The sequence below is a fragment of the Colwellia sp. MB02u-14 genome (assembly GCF_014076915.1).
Taxonomy (GTDB): domain Bacteria; phylum Pseudomonadota; class Gammaproteobacteria; order Enterobacterales; family Alteromonadaceae; genus Colwellia_A.
The window spans coordinates 47,337-63,995 of sequence record NZ_JACGUX010000063.1; the positions used below are offsets into that span (position 1 = coordinate 47,337).

Annotated in this window: 16 protein-coding genes; 6 read left to right on the forward strand and 10 right to left on the reverse strand. The window is 38.2% G+C overall.

From position 1 onward, the window contains the following. Positions 1-8: 8 nt before the first annotated feature. Positions 9-626, reverse strand: coding sequence for a hypothetical protein (locus H4J52_RS06775; RefSeq protein WP_182181662.1), 618 nt, complete (start codon positions 624-626; stop codon positions 9-11). 160 nt (positions 627-786) lie between these two features. Here H4J52_RS06775 and H4J52_RS06780 point away from each other — a divergent pair, with 160 nt between their 5' ends. Further along, on the forward strand, positions 787-1,680 hold the full coding sequence (locus H4J52_RS06780) for a mechanosensitive ion channel family protein (RefSeq protein ID WP_182181663.1): 894 nt from the start codon (positions 787-789) through the stop codon (positions 1,678-1,680). Positions 1,681-2,070: 390 nt separating this feature from the next. Here the strand turns inward: H4J52_RS06780 and eno are convergent, their stop codons facing one another. Together eno and H4J52_RS06790 are read right to left on the reverse strand one after the other, a co-directional pair. Continuing rightward, the gene (gene eno / locus H4J52_RS06785) at positions 2,071-3,369 is read right to left on the reverse strand and encodes a phosphopyruvate hydratase (protein ID WP_182224397.1); all 1,299 of its coding nucleotides are present in this window, start codon (positions 3,367-3,369) and stop codon (positions 2,071-2,073) included. 148 nt (positions 3,370-3,517) lie between these two features. After that, positions 3,518-5,155 carry a CTP synthase gene (locus H4J52_RS06790; RefSeq protein ID WP_182181665.1) on the reverse strand — a complete coding sequence of 546 codons (1,638 nt, stop codon included), beginning with the start codon at positions 5,153-5,155 and terminating at the stop codon, positions 3,518-3,520. Positions 5,156-5,444: 289 nt separating this feature from the next. Here H4J52_RS06790 and H4J52_RS06795 point away from each other — a divergent pair, with 289 nt between their 5' ends. Further along, positions 5,445-6,044, forward strand: a complete 600-nt coding sequence (locus H4J52_RS06795) for a DUF4202 domain-containing protein (protein ID WP_182224398.1) — start codon at positions 5,445-5,447, stop codon at positions 6,042-6,044. A gap of 69 nt (positions 6,045-6,113) precedes the next feature. Here H4J52_RS06795 and H4J52_RS06800 read toward each other — a convergent pair whose 3' ends face one another. The 3 genes from H4J52_RS06800 to H4J52_RS06810 are packed head-to-tail and all read right to left on the reverse strand — an operon-like array spanning position 6,114 to position 8,461. After that, on the reverse strand, positions 6,114-6,479 hold the full coding sequence (locus H4J52_RS06800; protein WP_182181667.1) for a YbaN family protein: 366 nt from the start codon (positions 6,477-6,479) through the stop codon (positions 6,114-6,116). A 57-nt stretch (positions 6,480-6,536) separates the two neighbouring features. Next, positions 6,537-7,541: an ABC transporter permease gene (locus H4J52_RS06805; RefSeq protein ID WP_182181668.1), complete on the reverse strand. Its 1,005-nt coding sequence runs from the start codon at positions 7,539-7,541 to the stop codon at positions 6,537-6,539. A gap of 5 nt (positions 7,542-7,546) precedes the next feature. Next, on the reverse strand, positions 7,547-8,461 hold the full coding sequence (locus H4J52_RS06810; RefSeq protein ID WP_182181669.1) for an ABC transporter ATP-binding protein: 915 nt from the start codon (positions 8,459-8,461) through the stop codon (positions 7,547-7,549). A gap of 165 nt (positions 8,462-8,626) precedes the next feature. On the opposite strand from H4J52_RS06810, the gene H4J52_RS06815 reads away from it, so the two are divergent. Both H4J52_RS06815 and H4J52_RS06820 read left to right on the forward strand, forming a co-directional pair. Next, entirely contained in the window at positions 8,627-8,857 is a 231-nt protein-coding gene (locus H4J52_RS06815; protein ID WP_182181670.1) for a hypothetical protein, read from the forward strand. After that, the gene (locus H4J52_RS06820; protein WP_182181671.1) at positions 8,848-9,105 is read left to right on the forward strand and encodes a hypothetical protein; all 258 of its coding nucleotides are present in this window, start codon (positions 8,848-8,850) and stop codon (positions 9,103-9,105) included. Before H4J52_RS06815 ends, H4J52_RS06820 begins: the two co-directional genes overlap by 10 nt. On the opposite strand, the gene H4J52_RS06825 is transcribed toward H4J52_RS06820, so the two are convergent. Beyond that, positions 9,102-11,309 (reverse strand): GNAT family N-acetyltransferase, encoded by a 2,208-nt coding sequence (locus tag H4J52_RS06825; protein WP_182224399.1) that lies wholly within the window; start codon positions 11,307-11,309, stop codon positions 9,102-9,104. The two genes, H4J52_RS06820 and H4J52_RS06825, sit on opposite strands and share 4 nt — an antisense overlap. Positions 11,310-11,527: 218 nt before the next feature. Here H4J52_RS06825 and H4J52_RS06830 point away from each other — a divergent pair, with 218 nt between their 5' ends. Beyond that, entirely contained in the window at positions 11,528-11,695 is a 168-nt protein-coding gene (locus tag H4J52_RS06830) for a PA3496 family putative envelope integrity protein (RefSeq protein WP_182181673.1), read from the forward strand. A gap of 115 nt (positions 11,696-11,810) precedes the next feature. Further along, positions 11,811-12,494 carry a pyridoxamine 5'-phosphate oxidase gene (pdxH, locus tag H4J52_RS06835; protein ID WP_182181683.1) on the forward strand — a complete coding sequence of 228 codons (684 nt, stop codon included), beginning with the start codon at positions 11,811-11,813 and terminating at the stop codon, positions 12,492-12,494. Between the two features lie 268 nt (positions 12,495-12,762). Here the strand turns inward: pdxH and H4J52_RS06840 are convergent, their stop codons facing one another. Genes H4J52_RS06840 through H4J52_RS06850 form a run of 3 tightly spaced genes read right to left on the reverse strand, consistent with a single transcriptional unit; the run spans position 12,763 to position 15,970 of the window. Further along, positions 12,763-13,893 (reverse strand): sodium ion-translocating decarboxylase subunit beta, encoded by a 1,131-nt coding sequence (locus H4J52_RS06840; RefSeq protein ID WP_182181674.1) that lies wholly within the window; start codon positions 13,891-13,893, stop codon positions 12,763-12,765. A 6-nt stretch (positions 13,894-13,899) separates the two neighbouring features. Further along, on the reverse strand, positions 13,900-15,669 hold the full coding sequence (gene oadA, locus H4J52_RS06845; RefSeq protein ID WP_182181675.1) for a sodium-extruding oxaloacetate decarboxylase subunit alpha: 1,770 nt from the start codon (positions 15,667-15,669) through the stop codon (positions 13,900-13,902). Between the two features lie 10 nt (positions 15,670-15,679). Then, positions 15,680-15,970, reverse strand: a complete 291-nt coding sequence (locus H4J52_RS06850) for an OadG family protein (protein ID WP_182181676.1) — start codon at positions 15,968-15,970, stop codon at positions 15,680-15,682. Positions 15,971-16,659 lie beyond the last annotated feature (689 nt).

The following is a 16,659-nucleotide window of genomic DNA, read 5'->3' on the forward strand; positions in this document are numbered from 1 at the left end:
TTTTAAAATCAAATAGCTAAAGTTTGTTTGAAATTACGCCAATTAATTGCACATGATAACAACAATTCACGCAAACTAGGTGTCATTGGGTTTGATCTATGGGTATTTAGCCAACAATGACCACTGCAAGCGGCTATCATTACTTTCTTATTAGGTTTGAGTAACTGGCCTGTCGCTTTATTTTTTGCCATTGCAGAAAAATAAAACCAACCGTGTAGGTTTGTTCTAAAACGCTGCTGTTCAAAATCGATTCTGTCAATGGAGTCTAAGAGAATGGTTGACTCTGTCGCAATAGGTACGACTAAGCCATGACGTAAATTCACAGAAATATACCATTTATTTACTGATTCAGTGTCTTGACCGTTTAACGGCATTTGTACACTTTGTTTAGCTGACCAACTTGCATTTTGTACGTCAAGCTTAAGTGGCGTTTCTACCTGAAGCATTGAATGCGCTGTTCGCTTGATATAATGTGGCAAACTTTTAAGCCGCCCTTGAATTGATGGGGCTGACGAAAGCGCAAGTTCACTGAGTAAGCCAAGTTCCCTTTCGTACAACGCATTACAAAGCTCAGCAAAATCAGCTGATTGATAGTCTTGTTGCCATAATGAAGTTTGTTCATTCATGAATAATTGAGTGCTTTTTAATACGTTACTGAGTAGAATTCAACCTTAAGTTTAAGCATAACCTATTGTGTGAAGAAGATAAAATAAAGCTATATTCTTATTTATGTGGGTAGGTAATAAAACTTCACTTTAATTAAAGCAGACAATTCATGGATATTATATGTTTGAAAAAGTAGCAAGTCCCCCCCCAGAAGTAGAAAAAGCGATCTCATTAGCACCAACCGATTTATTACGACAAGAAATAGATCAGGTCAGTTATATCTATAATATCATTGTTGATTTTTTTGCGAATTACACCTTTCAGTTAATTGGTGCTTTCATCATTTTTTCACTGGGGTATCTCGTTGCAGGAAAAATTTCAAACGTTGTATTGAAACTGTGTACCAAACATAAACTTGATATTACCTTAAGCCAGTTTTTAGCCAGCACCACTAAAATGCTTATTGTGGTCATGATAACGGTTATCTCGCTGAGTAAATTAGGTATTAGTGTGACGCCATTTATTGCTGCCATTGGTGCTATTTCTTTAGGTGCAGGTTTAGCACTGCAAGGATTGTTAGCAAACTACGCTGCGGGCTTCAATATCATTATTATTCGCCCGTTCGTTGTTGGTGATACTATAACCGTTCAAGGTGTTACGGGTGTAGTACAAGAAGTTTTACTCGCTTATACCATTATTTATGACCAAGACGGTGTTTGTATTACGATTCCTAATAAGCATATTGTTGGCGAAATATTGCACAACTCAAAGCATGACTCATTACTTGAGTTAACGGTTGGCATTGCCTATAAAGAAGACCCTTTGCAAGTGATCGCCATTTTAGAAAAAATGATCGATGAATTAAACATTGTTGGTGAATCACGGTTACCTCAAATTGGTATTGACGAATTTGCTGACAGTTCTATTAATATTTCGATACGCTTATGGACACCCACCGCTAATTTTTATGACGCTAAATTTAAAGCATACAAAGCAATATACTTAGCCCTAAAAGAAAACAATATCGAGATCCCGTTCCCGCAACGCGATGTTCATTTGACTTCTAAAGCGTAAAAATTCGTAAAGGAAGTCCGACTTTCAACCACGAATTCAGAACATCGTCCTCTTTCACATCGACGTACAGGGATGTACTAATGCCGAAAAATGGCCATGTGACCATGACATACCGTTGACGTGCATGGAGGCACTAATGCCATGAAGGCATGGATGCCTAAGAATGGCCATCCTGAACATCGTCACTCTTTCACATCCATGTGATCGTGACATACCGTTCATCCTGAACATAAAAAACCACTCAAATGAGTGGTTTTTTTATGACTATTTACTAATAGTTTAATTGATAACTTGAATTTTGATTCTAGTTCAAGGCGAAAGCGCGCAGCTGACAATAGTCAGTGAGCACTTTCAACACCGAAATAGGATTAAAAGACTGTTATCAATAAACTATTGGCCTTTAACTTCTGACAGGCCATTAAATATAGCTTTATCACCTAAGTATTCTTCAATACGTAACAATTGATTGTACTTAGAAACACGGTCGCTGCGACAAAGAGAACCCGTTTTAATTTGCCCTGCCGCAGTACCAACGGCTAAGTCAGCAATGGTTGCGTCTTCAGTTTCGCCGCTGCGATGAGAAATTACCGCAGTAAAGCCGGCGTCTTTCGCCATTTTAATCGCGGCTAAGGTTTCTGTTAATGTACCAATTTGGTTGAACTTAATTAAGATAGAGTTACCAATACCGTTTTCAATACCACGCGCTAAGATTTTAGTATTCGTCACGAATAGGTCATCACCAACGATTTGTATTTTATCGCCGAGTAACTTTGTTTGGTAAGCAAAACCATCCCAATCTGACTCATCTAAGCCATCTTCAATTGAAACGATTGGGTATTCTTCACAGAGTGTTGCTAAGAAATCAGAGAATTCGTTAGCGGTAAATTGCTTACCTTCGCCTTTAAGGTCATAAATGCCTTTCTCGCTATCGTAAAACTCTGAGGCAGCACAATCCATCGCTAATGTTATATCTTTACCTAATTCATAACCGGCAGCAGAAACCGCTTCTTTAATCACTGCTAGGGCATCAGCATTTGAAGCTAAATCGGGTGCAAAACCACCTTCATCACCCACAGCGGTATTAAGTCCTTTCGCTGACAATACTTTTTTCAAAGCATGAAATATTTCAGCGCCCATCCGTAATGCTTCACTAAAGTTTTTAGCGCTCACTGGTTGGATCATAAACTCTTGAATATCGACATTGTTGTCTGCATGCTCACCGCCATTGATGATATTCATCATAGGTAAAGGTAATGAGTATTGACCCGGCGTGCCGTTTAAGTCAGCAATATGTTCAAACAATTGCACTTTCTTTTCCATTGCAGCCGCTTTTGCATTTGCTAATGAAACAGCAAGAATGGCGTTAGCACCAAATTTCTCTTTGTTTTCAGTACCATCTAGATCGATCATTATTTGATCAATAGCCGCTTGATCTAAAGCACTTTGTCCGATCAATGCCGTTTGAATGTCATTGTTTATCGCCGAAACCGCTTTTAATACACCTTTACCTAAATAGCGAGACTTATCACCGTCACGTAACTCTAACGCTTCACGCGAACCTGTTGATGCGCCAGAAGGTGCTGCAGCACGTCCCCAAGCACCTGATGCTAAAAATACGTCAGCTTCAACGGTTGGGTTACCACGTGAGTCCATAATTTCACGCGCGATAATTTTACTGATATTCGACATTATAATTCCTTTGAATGGGGCTCACTACAGCGAATGAACCGCGATTAAGTTTTAATTTCAAATTTTAGAGATAAAACACTCTGCCATAAATAATTTTGCCAGAAAGTAAAACCGCAGCATAAGGCTACGGTTATATTAATTTTCAGGTTTAATTTGATTGCTGTTTTTGATGCTCAAATGAAGCAGCAATAAAGCTTTCAAATAATGGGTGTCCATCACGCGGTGTTGAATTGAATTCCGGATGAAACTGCCCAGCAATAAACCAAGGATGATCAGGTATTTCAATCATCTCAACTAATGTTTTATCCGAAGATAACCCCGAGAACACTAAACCAGCGTTACTGATTTGGTCACGGTAGTTATTGTTTACCTCATAACGATGGCGGTGTCTCTCATGAATTGTTTCACTGCCATATACGTTGCACGCCTTGGTACCTTTCACAAGGTGACACAATTGTGAGCCTAAACGCATAGTGCCGCCTAAGTCTGAATCTTCATGACGATATTCAATTTGGCCTGCTTTATCTAACCATTCATTAATCAAACCGACCACTGGGTGTGGAGTTTCAGGGTCAAATTCAGTACTGTGCGCGCCACTTAAGCCAGCCACATTTCGTGCATAATCAATAAGCGCTACTTGCAAACCTAAACAAATACCTAAATAAGGTACTTTATTTTCACGAGCATATTTTGCCGCTAGAATTTTGCCTTCAACACCTCGAATACCAAAACCGCCTGGGACTAAAATCGCATCAACGGTTCCTAAGACATCAGTTCCTTTGCTTTCAAGGTCTTGTGAGTCTATGTATTTAATGTTTACCGTTACCTGATTTTTCAAACCTGCATGTTTTAATGCTTCATTTACAGATTTATAAGCGTCAGGTAATTCAATATATTTACCGACCATACCAATAGTCACTTCACCAAAAGGATTGGCTTCTTGGTAAAGTACTTTTTCCCACTCACTTAAATCAGCAGGAGGTACATCAAGACCAAAACGCTTAACGACTAGCTCATCAATTCCTTGCGCTTTAAGTAAAGCGGGAATTTTATAAATGCTATCAACGTCGCGCATTGATAAAACGGCTTTTTCAGCAACATTGGTGAACAAAGATATTTTTGCTCGCTCGTTTGCTGGAACCGTACGCTCACTTCGACACACTAAAATGTCAGGAACGATACCAATCGAGCGAAGCTCTTTCACTGAGTGTTGAGTCGGTTTGGTTTTTATTTCGCCCGCTGTTGCAATATAAGGCACTAACGTTAAATGCATATACATTGCACGTTCACGTCCTAATTCGGTACCTAACTGACGAATAGCTTCTAAGAACGGTTGAGATTCAATATCACCCACCGTACCGCCAATTTCAACCATTGCTACATCGTAACCTTCAGCACCTTCAATAACTCGACGTTTAATATCGTTCGTTATGTGAGGAATAACTTGAATGGTGGCACCTAAAAATTCGCCTTTACGCTCACGCGCTAGAATATCTTGATATATTCGACCAGTAGTGAAGTTATTGCGTTTAGTCATTTTGGTACGAATAAATCGTTCGTAATGCCCTAAATCTAAATCGGTTTCAGCGCCATCTTCAGTAACAAAAACTTCCCCATGTTGAATAGGGCTCATTGTACCCGGATCAACGTTAATATAAGGGTCAAGTTTTAACATGGTTACTTTCAAGCCGCGCGCTTCAAGAATTGCGGCGAGTGATGCTGCTGCAATACCTTTACCAAGAGACGATACAACGCCGCCGGTTACAAAAATATATCTAGTTGTCATGTGATACCAAAAGTCAGAGTGAGCAGGAATTTTGTGTTTTTTGCTTAAGTTGTTTTGCTAGCATATTTTGCGAATAAATTGCGAATAATAAGGTAAGTTTAGTCATGATTTTGAAAAACACACCAACCTAGCAGGACGGGAAAACATTATACTTAAAACTAGCTACCACGACAATATGATCAACAAATCAATTTCTCTTATTTTGACAAAAAATTTAATTGGAGTTTTTATTTTACCCATAAAAAGCTAACATATTGTTTTAATTCGCCCTAGGCATTGGATACCCTTTATGAATTCATCTCGTTTAACAGCCGTACATTCTGCTATTGATAAAATAAATAGTGAAGATCCGAACAAAACGCAGGTTAATGGGTTTTCTCAACCCAATGAGTTACTTTACGGTCAGTACATGACCGCTTGTTTAGAGCAGTATTTCCCCCAGTCGAATGAATTAGTAAAAATTGCGGTGCGTGCTCAGCATATTAAACGTTGGGATTCAAAACGTAACGAATTTGATGAAGGTAAAGCAGGGTATTATCAATGGCGAATTGCACAAGGAAAATTCCATGCACAGCTGACTAAATCGTTAATGTTAGAAAATGGTTATGATGAAAATGAAGCTGAATTAACCGCTTGTATTTTAAGAAAAGAACAGCTTAAAACTAACGAGCATACCCAAATTTTAGAAGATGTGGCTTGCCTGGTATTTTTACAATATTACTTTGATGCTTTTGCCGCAAAATACACAGAAGCAAACAACGAAGCTAAAATAATTAATATCGTCCAAAAAACGTGGGGAAAAATGTCAGACCGTGGCCACGAAATAGCCCTTTCTTTAACGTTACCTGATCACCTAGCAGCATTAGTGGGTAAGGCTTTAGCTAAATAAGTATTTAAAGATAATAAAATATTTTTTCTTTACATTTATTCAATAAAAAATAATGGCTGAAGTTAAGCGCTAAGTTTGCTTATTTCCATCCGAAATAGGCAATCGCCATAAAAAAACAAATGGCCCTGTCACCAAAGCGATGATCACAATCCGTAATATATTATTATCTAATAAATAACACGACCAGCTAGACGCTAAGACAATAGAAGTTAACGCTATTATCTTAGCACTCCTTGGAAGACTGCGAGATGCTTGCCAATGGTAAATAAGTGGTCCAAAAACTTTATTGTCCAGTAACATTTTATACATTTTCGGCGAAGACTTAGCGAAACAAGCACCCGAAACCAATAAAAAAGGCGTTGTCGGTAAAATCGGTAAAACAACACCTAATATAGCAAGAGCTACAAAAAATATGCCGGCAATTTTTAGTAACATATAAACGCCTTAATGCATGAAAGCTCAAACAGTGATAACAAAGTTATCACTTTAATATTAACGTTCGGTATTCCAACTGAATAAGTACGAACCTAATGCTAAGAAAATAGTACTCATTATTAATAGTGCCATTACGTGATAACTAATATCGGCAAGCGTAGCCCCTTCTGTGATCACTTTTCTCGCGCCAGCCACTAAGTGTGTTAAAGGTAAGAAGTCAGCCAAGACTTTCACCGCATTAGGCGCACCTTCTAAACTGAACCATACGCCTGAGAGCAGCATCATTGGCCATGATGTTAAATTAAGTAAACCGCCAATAAGCTCTTCACTTTTACTTCTGCTTGCAACAAGCAACCCTAACGAAATTAAGCTAACCGCGCCTAGAATAGCAATCATAAAGAGATCAAAATAACTGCCCAACATATAAAAATCGAAAAACAAATTACAACCAATATACACAACGCTCGACATAAACATCACAATAAAGATACGTGAAACTAACTGTGCAGACACAAATTCAAACGCTGAAAGTGGTGTCGCTTTTAAGCGTTTAAGTACCGCATTTTTACGATAACGTACAATGACATAGCCAACCCCAAACAGACAACTGAACATCATATTCATGCCTAAAATTCCAGGTAAGACCCAATCAACATAACGGATTTTCTTACCGTAGGTTTCTAAACGTTGAAAGTCATTATGTTGTCCTATAAATATTTTTTCAACAAGGTAACTATTGGGTGAACCTTGACTTACCCAGTAATTTTTTTCATTAAAATCAACCAAAAAATCAATGGCATGTTGTTCTAACTTTTGTGTTGCTAACACTTTATCTTGGTAATCAATAAAATCAACATAACGTGTTTCCATAAACGTTGATTGCACGGATCCAATATTAACAACCCCAACTTTATAAACCGCTTTCCCGTCGCCAGAAAAGACAAAAGACAAACCGGCTAGCATTAAGATCGGAAAGAGCAAATTCCACCCCAAGGATGAACGATCACGAAAAAATTCAATATTACGGGCCTTTACTACCGCAAAAAAACGTTTTAAATTCATTAATATTACTCCCTTAACGAATGGCCAGTTAATTTTAGAAAAAGATCATCAAGGTTTGGAGACTTCACTTGTAATCCGTCTAGCGGAACTTGTGCAGCAATTAACAAACTGATGGTTTCTTCTACTTGTTGTGTGCTAATTTCGACACGGTCGTGTGCAATAACCCACTGATGCTTATCAATTAATGCTTGAGGTACTTGCGCTTTAGGCAGGTAAATAAATACGTTATGAAAATGTTTAGCAAGGAGTCTGTTTGGTGTACCACTTTCAATAATTTTACCATTGTCCATAATAACCACGTCATCACAAAGTTGCTCTGCTTCATCCATGTAATGGGTGGTTAAAATAACCGTTTTATTTTGTGCTTTAATATTTTTAATTAACTGCCAAAAATTTCGTCGCGCTTGTGGATCAAGTCCAGTGGTTGGTTCATCAAGGAAAATTATTTCTGGGTCGTTAATTAACGCCAGTGCTAATAATAACCGTTGACGCTGTCCGCCCGACAATAGGCGATTATCTCTATCTAAAAAGTCTTTTAAACCACAAAGTTCGATCAATTGCTGATGAGGTAAGGTATGGTCATAAAACGCGGTGAATAAATTTAAGGTTTCTTGTACGGTTAAAAAGTCTTGCAAGGCGGTACTCTGAAATTGAATACCTATTTGCTGACTTATATCTTTACTGATGGCTTTTCCTGAATAAAGTACTTGCCCACTCGTGGTACTAATTATCCCTTCCATTATTTCAATCGTTGTCGTTTTACCCGCGCCATTTGGCCCTAACAGACCAAAACAGTGCCCTTTAGTAATAGCAAAACTTATATCGTCAACGGCTTGAACACCTTTGTAGGTTTTCACTAAACGATTCACTTCAATAATATTATTTTTTGTATCGTTGAGTGAGTTTTCAACTTCTGTCATAACTTTCCTATCAATACCTGTTTCTTGCGCATTATTGTAATGCGATATTTGTGAAGATTACATAATTAAACTAAATAAAATACAAATGATAATAATTATCATTTGCATTACTGCTTTTTTTACATTAAATTAATTTAAAGCAATCTTAATAAAAGGAGTTTTACCATGGGCGCACAACAATACTATATCAATAGAAAAAATATCCAAGACCGTTACGAGAGCTCTAATAATGAAAAAGCACAAGTTGAATTACCCATTAAATTATTAGAGAGATTAATATTATCTGGCGCCTTAGCCGGCCATGAATGCAGGTGCTTAGACGATGCTGCACGCAAAACATTATGGCAATCAATTTTACAGAGCAGCTTACAAGGAGAACAATCATTATGTCGCTAACTTACTCAGCCAGTTCGCATTCAAAAAGTTTTCACTGTGCCATTGCACGCTCAAGCGAGCTTTGCCAAATAGAAGACTGGTTAAATCTATTAACGAATACTTACGCTAAACACCCCAGTAACGGTTTAGCAAAAGTCATTACCTACTACTTAACGCGCATCATAAAGCATGACGACTTTACTGCTTTCGCTAGTCAACCTTGTCATTATTTTACCATGCTCAAGTTTTGGCAACAGCAAATAGCCTAAGTGTGTTGTTGTGAAATATAATCGACTAATGCGGTGTTAAGCATTTTTTTACCGGTTAGTTGATGGTTTTCACACACCTCACTAAGTGTTTTTTTCTGTAAAATCCGTTCAATTAACAACAATATTTGTGGCTGATATGCTTGTTTACAATGAATAACACACCAATAATGCAGCGCTTTTACGCAGTGACTAAATTGCCGCTTTTTTAAGGTAAAGTCATTAATACTGCTCACTTGATGAGCACTTAATTGCGGTAAACTTTTATCAGGACAATGGTGTAATATTTGCCAAACAAGTTTAGGTGTCAGTCCTTTATATTCGTCCGTGAGCAAGTAATCGAATGAATGATAAAATTCATTAACTATTTTTCGTTCAAAAAACTGACCACGGTCACTCATTGCAGAAAGCACTAAAGCAGAATATTCACCACTGGCTTTATCTTGGGTAAAACCGATCCGAGCCACTTGGTAATCAGCATCCTGCCAAAATTTAAGCAAGGGTGCATTAGCGCCAAAACTTGCGCCAATAAAGTCAAACCGTTGCTTTTTAGCAAATTTTTCAAGCTGTTTAATAAAACACGTACCAAAACCACAACCATGATATTGCGGATGAATGGCAATACGTAAAATGCGTAAATATTGATAATTAAAGCTTTCGCTAAAACCACAATGTGTCAGTAATGACTGAGGAATAAATTGACTTTTTAATCGCCGTTTATTCTCTGCAATGGCTTGAATGTCGAAGTTTTCAGTGCAACCTTCTTCAAGGAGTACCGCAACCCCAACAATATGGTTATCAATTGTAGCAATAAAGAGTTTTACCGCCTTATTATCAAGTAATAGCGTAATATCGTTTGGTGATGTTTGATAATGCGCCGTCACTAAAACAGCAAAAACCTGCTGTAATAAATCAGTATCTTCGATGAGCGACCCTGCCGAGACTTGCTTAACACATAACTCCCTTTCCCTTGAGCGCTGCGCTGATGCCTGGGTTAACAATAAGGGGTTCGAAGAAATACCCGCTAATGCAGGCAACATTGCTAGCTTCGCATTGAGTAAGCAACTTTCAAAAACAAAGTTTTCTAATGGGTCTTCTTTACACCAACGAATAGGTTCATCAATGTGAAAACTTCGCCACTGCGGTACCCGTTGTTGCAATTCCTGTTGAAATTTAACCGTAAAGCCACGCCCTGCACCCTCATAACCATGTACGGTACTCGAAAATACAACCCGTGAAAAACGAGACGTTAACCTTGTTAATAGCGGTACAGGAATGGCTGCAGCTTCATCAACAAGTAGTAGCGAAACATTCAATGAATCGCTTACTTGAATAAGTCGGTCAACCGCAATAAAAGTGATAGAACCAAAGGCATGAGTTATTGACGTTTTACTGGCATTAACAGAGTCAAATTTTGTACCCCATGCCGCAAATGAAAAGGCAACTTGGCGATAAAAAACCGTTAAAGCGCGGATATGAGGAGCCGTGATGAAAATATCAATTTTCTCGCTACCAACACCATTATTATTTTCAATTAACTGAACACAAGCAATAGCCAGTGCAGATGACTTACCTCGCCCACGATCGGCCGTTAACACTAAGGGCCGGTTTCTATGGCCCTGACTCACGTTGATAATATGTTCAACAGCAATTTGTTGTTCTTTCGTTTTACATTGATATAAAAAATCATCGTTGACAAAAGGTGCTACAGGTAATGCCTGTTTTAACACCGGGAACGTTTGCTTAGCGTTTTGCGAAAGAGTGATCAGTTCCTTGTTATTGAGTAATTGTTGATAAAAATATTTTAATGAAAGTAAATCAGTTTGTTTAATCGCTTGTACTAACGGATTTTCAAGCCACAAGCACATAACGCCCCCAGCAACCAAAGTACCTGAAAGTGCGGCAAACGCGTCTAAATTGATAGTATCAGGTGTTGAACTTTCACTACCTTCAACACAAGAGAAGAGTATCTTATTATGCTCGCTACCCAATTGCTGAGCATAATGTTTACTATTAATAGTCGCGGGTATTTCTTGATGATAACTAAAGACTAACCAAGCATCTTTAGTTGGCGTTTGTACCGTTAATCCCAATAATTGCTTTACCCAACAAGCATCACCCACAAGTAAAACCAATTGACGCTGAAAATTTGCTAATGCCTGACATTGACATTGTTCAAGCCATTCGGCGAAATTACGGTTGGGCATAGTAGTCGCTAAATTATAGTAGGTCTGCAGATAAATCAGTTTATCAATGTGCTGGCACAATGCAAAACTATTTATACTTTACGATTTATTGTTCTAACACTATCGTCGTGAAAATGAAGTAGATGATTAAGCCATTTTATTGAAATTTTCTCAGTTGTTGCCTATCTTCAAATTAATCCCTTTTAATAAATATAATTAACCGTGAGAAAAACACGAAAATGTCAGATGAATATAGAGAAAAAGACGAATCAGAGAAATACGACAAAGATCTCGCTACAGGGAAAAAAGCAGATAAAAATTCAAAAGTACGAAAACGTATTGATGATTTGCTAGAAAAAAAACGACTCCGTGAAGCATTAGATTTCTCTGACGATTGGGATATTTAATCGTATATAATTATTGATTAGAGTAAATTAAGCGCACAATCTCTTATTGTCAGATAAAACATTCATGCTATTATCTGAATACTTATTATCCCTAACATCATTTTATTCTATCGTTATGACACTATTTGAAAAATTACGTTGTTTATTAACATTTGGTCAAGGGGTTGCTTTACCACTCCCCGAGTTCTCTTCACAAACAAACCCCATTGAGCTATTTGAACAATGGTTTAACGACGCAAAAAAATCAGGTGTTTTATTACCTGAATCTATGTCGGTTAGTAGTGCGAATAAAAATGGCCAACCAAGCTCTCGTATGGTGTTATTAAAAGAGTTTGATGAAAGTGGTTTTATTTTTTACACCAATTACGCGAGCCGTAAAAGCCAAGATTTAACGGAAAATAATAAAATCGCCTTATTATTTCACTGGAATGTTCTACAACGCCAAATCCGTATAGAGGGCGTGGTAGAAAAAGTGACTCATGAACAGTCAGAAAAGTACTTTCATAGCCGAGATAGAGGCAGCCAAATTGGCGCGTGGGCGTCAAAGCAAAGCTCACCACTGGCGAGTAAAGACGTATTAAAAGAGCGCGAAGCTTACTATGCTGAAAAATTTGCCGGTCAAGAAATACCGCTACCTGAATTCTGGGGTGGTTGGCGAATAAAGCCTCACTATATCGAATTTTGGCAAGGTCGCGCTAACCGTTTACATGACCGCATTTGCTTTGAGCAAGAGCAAACTGCAGAAGAAACACAAAAACACCCAAAAACATTATGGCGTCAATTTAAATTAAATCCTTAATATTTTATTTTATGATTTTAAAGGCATTTAAATAAATTTTATCTGTAGTAATTTACTGACATGGACTGTCAATGGATTTATAGGATGCCTATTTTGAACAATATTACTGCGCTCAATAAAGTGGTTATTACCTTTATTTTACTGACTTAAAGCTATTTTTTTAAAATACTAGCCACTATTTTAAAAAATAGTGGCTTACACAAAGTTACCAAGCAGTGGTGTTATTGAATAATAACGTGTTATAAAAACGGTCATAATAAAACTACCTTTATCCAACGAGCGCCAACAAAATACCTGCAGCAACCGCCGAGCCAAGCACACCAGCAACATTAGGTCCCATCGCGTGCATAAGTAAGAAGTTATGTGGATTAGCTTCTAGCCCCACTTTATTGGCAACACGTGCCGCCATAGGTACCGCCGAAACGCCAGCTGCACCAATGAGTGGGTTAATGGGTGTTGATGAAAGTTTATTCATCAATTTCGCCATTAACACCCCAGAAGCGGTGCCAATTGAGAATGCCACAGCACCTAAGCCTAAAATACCCAACGTTTCTATATTCAAAAAGGCTTCTGCACTTAACTTAGAGCCAACCCCTAAACCTAAGAATATGGTGGTGATATTAATCAACTCGTTCTGCGCTGTAGAGCTTAATCGGTCAACCACACCACATTCGCGCATCAAATTACCTAAACAGAACATTCCCACTAAAGGTGTTGCTGATGGTAAAAAGAAAATAGCCATCAGGAGAACACCTAACGGGAATACTATTTTTTCAATTTTTGCTACTGGGCGTAATTGCGCCATTTCAATTTTACGTTCATCTTCAGTGGTTAATGCGCGCATAATAGGTGGCTGAATAATTGGCACTAAAGCCATATAAGAATAAGCAGCAACCGCAATAGCACCTAATAATTCTGGCGCTAGTTTTGATGCTAAAAATATCGCTGTAGGACCATCTGCACCACCAATAATAGCAATAGCTGATGCATCTTTAAGGGTAAATTCAATACCAGGTATTGCGTTTAAAGCAATCGCCCCAAATAAAGTCGCAAAAATACCAAACTGTGCTGCCGCACCTAATAATAAGGTTTTAGGGTTAGCGATTAACGCGCCAAAGTCGGTCATAGCTCCGACCCCCATAAAGATAATCAACGGGAAGATCCCCGTATCAATACCCGCATAATAAATGAAGTGTAATAAACCACCCACTTCTGAAAATCCCGCTAAAGGAATATTGGTTAATATCGCACCAAAACCCATAGGTAATAACAATAACGGTTCAAAGTTACGTGCTATTGCCAAATAAAGAAGCAAACAGCCCACTATCATCATGATCACTTGACCTGACTCAAAGTTAGCTAAGCCCGTAGACAACCAAAGTTTATTTAGTGAATCCATGATTATCTATCCTAAACTCAATAAAGCTTGACCAACGGCAACCGAATCGCCTTCTTTAATATCCACTGAAGTGATAATACCTGAGTTAACGGCACGAATTTCAGTTTCCATTTTCATTGCTTCCATGATGATAACAACCTCACCGGCGGCAACCTCATCACCTTCATGTACAAGCACTTTAAAAATGTTACCAGCAAGTGGTGCATTTAACGCCTCTGAAGCTGATGATGACGGCTTAGTTGCTTGGCCACTATTTGGCTGGGTAATTTGACTAATATCGCCACCTTGCGCGACAACAACGTCAAAGACCTTACCATCAACACTTACTGCATAATTTTCTGGCGCTGTTGAACTTTTAGCTGGAGCAGATGTTGCCACCGCGTCTTCAATAGTCGGTACAGGTTCAAAAGCCTCTGGGTTATTTCTATTTTCTAAGAATTTCAGCCCTATTTGTGGAAAAAGTGCATAGGTTAAAACGTCATCAATCACTTCGTCTGCTAAGTCAATTTTCTTTTCTTTAGCCAATGTTTCAAGTTCTGCAGTAAGGTTATCAAGTTCAGGCTTAATTAAATCAGCAGGACGACACGTAATCGCTTCTGCGCCGTCTAAAACACGCGCTTGCAATTCTGCATTTACTTTATCTGCCGTTGCGCCATATTCACCTTTTAACACACCCGCAGTTTCTTTGGTAATTGATTTGTAGCGCTCACCCGTTAAAACATTTAATACCGCTTGCGTACCCACAATTTGTGAGGTTGGCGTTACCAAAGGGATATAACCTAAATCTTTTCTTACTTTTGGAATTTCAATTAATACTTCATCGAGCTTGTCGGCAGCACCTTGTTCTCTTAACTGCATTTCCATATTTGTTAACATGCCACCTGGTACTTGAGCGAGTAAAATTCGGGCATCAATGCCTTTTAAGCTGCCTTCAAATTTAGCGTATTTTTTACGCACTTCACGAAAGTAAGTGGCAACTTCAGCAAGCTTAACCATGTCTAAACCGGTATCTCGTTTAGTCCCTTCAACAATCGAAACAATCGTTTCTGTTGGTGAATGTCCGTAGGTCATACTCATTGACGAAATAGAGGTATCGATAACATCTACGTCAGCATCAATCGCTTTCATGTGAGTCGCAATACTTAAGCCTGTAGTCGCATGGCAATGTAGGGCAATAGGCAAAGAAACGGTTTCTTTGAGGCGAGCAATTAACTCTTCAGCGTCGTAAGGTTTCAATAAGCCAGACATGTCTTTAATACATAAAGAATGTGCGCCCATATCTTCAATTTGCTTAGCCATTGTTAGCCAACCTTCAAGGGTATGCACTGGGCTCTCGGTATAGCTTAATGTGCCTTGTGCGTGCGCCCCCACTTTCACTGCTGATTTAATGGCGGTTTGTAAATTACGTACATCGTTCATGGCATCAAAAATACGGAACACGTCAATACCGTTAACATGAGCACGTTCAACAAATTTTTCGACCACATCATCAGCATAGTGGCGGTAGCCTAAAATATTCTGGCCACGAAATAACATTTGCTGTTTAGTTTTTGGCATCGCTTTTTTTAAGGCGCGCAAACGTTCCCAAGGATCTTCACCTAAATAGCGAATACAAGAATCAAAAGTTGCACCACCCCAAGACTCAATTGACCAAAAACCAATTTCATCAAGTTTTGGCGCAATGGGTAACATGTCCTCAAGACGTAATCGAGTGGCGAGTAATGATTGATGACCATCTCTTAAAACAACTTCAGTGATACCTAATGGCTTTGTCATGAGTTTATTCCTATTTAGTTTTATCGGTGCTTGAGGGTTTATTATGTTGTTTGCGGTATTGCGTTACAGCAGAAGTAATTGCCGCCACCACATTAGGTGAAATACCATCAACACTTTGTTTTGTTTTTTGATTCGACCGCGTGGATCGTGTTTGGACAACAGCATCTGGAAATTTAATGGCTAAGCGTTTTAAAACCACATTAATAAAAATAATCGTCAAGCCTAAAAAGGCAAAAACGAAGACCATGCCAGCAAGCATTAATGTACCCGCTTCTATAAATAATTGGTTTAGGTGTTCCATGAAAGATCTCATTCAAAGAAAAAGTATAATTAGAATAATCACTCCAATGCCTATAAAGCAAACTAATTATTGCTGTTTCAGAAAAATAATTTAGTGTCAATATAGATTAGAGTAAATATTCAGTATTTTTTCAGAAATATCAACATAAAATGGTATATTTACTATATTGTATACAATTTAATTTTATATTGACGCTGAGCTACCGAGTTAAAAGCCACTATATTATACAATATACACATAGTTTTTATTTATTCTTAATATGTGAATAATTATATAATGGTGGCTAATTTAATAAATAATCAACTGCTTTAGCATCTGTATTAGATAGCTACTTTGAACAAAGTAAACATAAGATACCACAGCCCAAAACACTGAAAACAAAGCCGTCATCCTGAACACATCTCCGTCATCCTGAACTTGTTTCAGGATCTGTACTTAGAACCAAAGAACAGATACTGAAATGAATTCAGCATGACGACAAGAGAAATGAATTCAACATGACGACAAGAGTACCAAATACCACTGCGAAATTCGGAACTCAACACCATTCCCCTGAAAACAACACCGTCATCCTGAACACATCTCCGTCATCCTGAACTTGTTTCAGGATCTGTACTTAGAACCAAAGAACAGATACTGAAATGAATTCAGCATGACGACAAGAGAAATGAATTCAACATGACGACAAG

Excerpts from the sequence above, each read along its gene's own strand:
- H4J52_RS06810 (WP_182181669.1), bottom strand. The coding sequence starts at position 8,461 with ATGACAGAAGTTGAAAACTCACTCAACGATACAAAAAATAATATTATT.
- H4J52_RS06830 (WP_182181673.1), top strand. The coding sequence starts at position 11,528 with ATGTCAGATGAATATAGAGAAAAAGACGAATCAGAGAAATACGACAAA.
- pdxH (WP_182181683.1), top strand. The coding sequence starts at position 11,811 with ATGACACTATTTGAAAAATTACGTTGTTTATTAACATTTGGTCAAGGG.
- H4J52_RS06820 (WP_182181671.1), top strand. The coding sequence starts at position 8,848 with ATGTCGCTAACTTACTCAGCCAGTTCGCATTCAAAAAGTTTTCACTGT.
- H4J52_RS06790 (WP_182181665.1), bottom strand. The coding sequence starts at position 5,155 with ATGACAACTAGATATATTTTTGTAACCGGCGGCGTTGTATCGTCTCTT.
- H4J52_RS06815 (WP_182181670.1), top strand. The coding sequence starts at position 8,627 with ATGGGCGCACAACAATACTATATCAATAGAAAAAATATCCAAGACCGT.
- H4J52_RS06840 (WP_182181674.1), bottom strand. The coding sequence starts at position 13,893 with ATGGATTCACTAAATAAACTTTGGTTGTCTACGGGCTTAGCTAACTTT.
- H4J52_RS06800 (WP_182181667.1), bottom strand. The coding sequence starts at position 6,479 with ATGTTACTAAAAATTGCCGGCATATTTTTTGTAGCTCTTGCTATATTA.
- H4J52_RS06805 (WP_182181668.1), bottom strand. The coding sequence starts at position 7,541 with ATGAATTTAAAACGTTTTTTTGCGGTAGTAAAGGCCCGTAATATTGAA.
- eno (WP_182224397.1), bottom strand. The coding sequence starts at position 3,369 with ATGTCGAATATCAGTAAAATTATCGCGCGTGAAATTATGGACTCACGT.
- H4J52_RS06780 (WP_182181663.1), top strand. The coding sequence starts at position 787 with ATGTTTGAAAAAGTAGCAAGTCCCCCCCCAGAAGTAGAAAAAGCGATC.
- H4J52_RS06850 (WP_182181676.1), bottom strand. The coding sequence starts at position 15,970 with ATGGAACACCTAAACCAATTATTTATAGAAGCGGGTACATTAATGCTT.
- H4J52_RS06775 (WP_182181662.1), bottom strand. The coding sequence starts at position 626 with ATGAATGAACAAACTTCATTATGGCAACAAGACTATCAATCAGCTGAT.
- H4J52_RS06795 (WP_182224398.1), top strand. The coding sequence starts at position 5,445 with ATGAATTCATCTCGTTTAACAGCCGTACATTCTGCTATTGATAAAATA.
- oadA (WP_182181675.1), bottom strand. The coding sequence starts at position 15,669 with ATGACAAAGCCATTAGGTATCACTGAAGTTGTTTTAAGAGATGGTCAT.
- H4J52_RS06825 (WP_182224399.1), bottom strand. The coding sequence starts at position 11,309 with ATGCCCAACCGTAATTTCGCCGAATGGCTTGAACAATGTCAATGTCAG.